Origin of the sequence: Streptomyces sp. MnatMP-M17 (assembly GCF_900091995.1) — a bacterium.
In the GTDB taxonomy this organism is placed as follows: Bacteria; Actinomycetota; Actinomycetes; order Streptomycetales; family Streptomycetaceae; genus Streptomyces.
Genome location: NZ_FMDK01000996.1, coordinates 1 through 2,422 on the forward strand (window position 1 = coordinate 1; position 2,422 = coordinate 2,422).

General features: G+C 74.2%; 2 protein-coding genes and 1 pseudogene. All 3 read left to right on the plus strand.

What is annotated here, in order from left to right; translation table 11 throughout:
• Nucleotides 1-694: NAD(P)H-hydrate dehydratase (locus GA0115259_RS34845; RefSeq protein WP_107469361.1), on the plus strand; the 694-nt coding region annotated here is incomplete at its 5' end.
• A 104-nt stretch (nt 695-798) separates the two neighbouring features.
• Entirely contained in the window at nt 799-1,953 is a 1,155-nt protein-coding gene (gene alr / locus GA0115259_RS34850) for an alanine racemase (protein WP_237540715.1), read from the plus strand.
• Nucleotides 1,954-2,063: 110 nt separating this feature from the next.
• Nucleotides 2,064-2,422: pseudogene (locus GA0115259_RS34855) on the plus strand (hypothetical protein); the annotation flags it as partial.

Consider the following 2,422-nt stretch of genomic DNA (forward strand, 5'->3'; position numbering starts at 1 on the left):
CGTGGCCGGCGCGCTGCACGGCGGCGCGGGAGCCGTACGGTACGTGGGCCCCGGCGGCGACGCGGTGATCGCCCGCTTCCCCGAGACGCTGGTGCACGAGGGCCCGCCGTCGAAGGCCGGCCGGGTCCAGGCGTGGGCGATCGGCCCGGGCCTGGGCGAGGGCCCGGAGGTCGGCGAAGGGCACGGAGTGGCGGAGGTACTGGCCTCGGACGTACCGATCCTGGTGGACGCGGACGGCCTGCGGCTGCTGGACGCGGCGACGGTACGCGGCCGTACAGCGCCGACGCTGCTCACTCCGCACGCGGGCGAGGCGGCGGCGCTGCTCGGTGTGCCACGGGAGGAGGTCGAGTCGGCCCGGCTGACGGCCGTACGGGAACTCGCGTCCCGCTACCGCGCCACGGTGCTGCTCAAGGGCTCCACCACGCTGATCGCCGATCCGGACAAGGACGTTCCGGTCCGCGTCAACCCGACGGGCACGCCCTGGCTCGCCACGGCGGGCAGCGGCGACATCCTCTCGGGCCTGTCCGGCGCCCTTCTGGCCACCGGCCTCCCACCGCGCGACGCCGCGTCGATGGGCGCATACCTCCACGGCCTCTCGGCCCGCCTCGCCTCGAAGGGCGCCCCGATCTCGGCCCTGGACGTGGCGGCCCACCTGCCGGACGCCTGGCGGAATGTGACGTCCGCCCGCCCGTAAGAGGCGTTCATGCTCGGCGGGACCGGTCCCGGTCCCGGGCCGGGACCGGGACCGGGGCCAGGACCGGACCGGCGCACTCCGGGGGCTCTGAGAGACTGGGCGTGATGACCGGAATGATGCAGACATCGACTCACCTCAGGGCACGCGCCGAGATCGATCTCGCCGCCCTGCGGGGCAATGTGCGCGCCCTGCGTGCCCGTGTGGGGGACGGCACCGCCGTGATGGGTGTCGTGAAGTCCGACGCGTACGGGCATGGCATGGTGCCCGTCGCGCGCGCCGCACTCGCCGCAGGGGCCACCTGGCTGGGCACCGCCACGCCTCATGAGGCGCTCGCTCTGCGCGCCGCCGGGATCCGGAGCAGAGTGCTCTGCTGGCTCTGGACGCCCGGCGATCCCTGGCGGGAAGGCATCGAGGCCGATCTCGACATGTCCGTCAGCGGGATGTGGGCGCTGCGCGAGGTGACCGCCGCCGCCCGCGAGGCCGGCCGGCCCGCCCGTATCCAGCTCAAGGCCGACACCGGCCTCGGCCGTAACGGCTGCCAGCCCGCCGACTGGCCGGAACTCGTCGGTGCCGCGCTCGCCGCGCAGGCCGCGGGCCAGGTCCGGATCACCGGTCTCTGGTCGCACTTCGCCTGCGCCGACGAGCCCGGCCATCCCTCCATCGCCGCCCAACTGGACGCGTTCCACGCGATGGTCGCGTACGCCAAGAAGGAAGGCGCCGAGCCCGAGGTCCGGCACATCGCCAACTCGCCCGCCGCGCTCACCGTCCCCGAGTCGTACTTCGATCTCGTACGGACCGGGATCGCGATGTACGGCATCTCGCCCAACCCGGAGCTCGGCACCGCCCAGGACCTCGGCCTGCGGCCCGTCATGACGCTCTCCGCCTCGGTCGCCCTGGTGAAGCAGGTCCCGCCGGGCCATGGCGTCAGCTACGGCCACCACTACCTCACGCCGCGCGAGACGACGCTCGGGCTCGTCCCGCTCGGATACGCCGACGGCATCCCCCGGCACGCCTCGGGCCGCGGTCCCGTCCTCGTCGGCGGAGTCACCCGGCGGGTGGCCGGGCGGGTCGCCATGGACCAGTTCGTCGTGGACCTCGGCGGCGACACCCCGGAACCGGGCACCACCGCCATTCTGTTCGGCCCTGGCGACCACGGTGAGCCGACGGCCGAGGACTGGGCCGAGGCCGCGGACACCATCGCGTACGAGATCGTCACCCGTATCGGCTCCCGCGTTCCCCGCGTCTATGTGAACGAGTGAGCGAGCGTGTACCCGCGCCCGTCCAACAGAACCGCGGACAACCGGAGTGATCTCTCCGGGGTGAAGCGCGGTACGGCGGGGAAGGCAAGGCTGGACGACGAGGAGTGACGGTGAGCGAGAAGAGCCCGGCGGGGGACGCGGCGGTCACGACGGCCGCCGCGGTGGCTACGGCCTCGGCAGCCTCGGCAGCGATCAGTGGCAACTGGCGCAGGGCGGGTGTCGCCGGCGCCGCGATAGGCGTGATCGCCGCCGGAGCCGCAGCCGGTGTGGCGATCGAGAGGCTGACCGTCGGCCGCGGCATGCGCAGAAGGGCACGGCTCGCGCTCGACTCGTCGGGACCGTACGGAGCGCTGCGCGGCGCCCCGGGCAAGGCGCTCGCCGACGACGGTACGGAGCTGTACTACGAGATCGATGAAGTGGACGCCGCCGGTCCGCCCGGCGCGCCGGGCGCGGGGGCCGGGCCGGCCGC

Coding starts and splice junctions, on each gene's coding strand:
- alr (WP_237540715.1), top strand. CDS start 799: ATGACCGGAATGATGCAGACATCGACTCACCTCAGGGCACGCGCCGAG.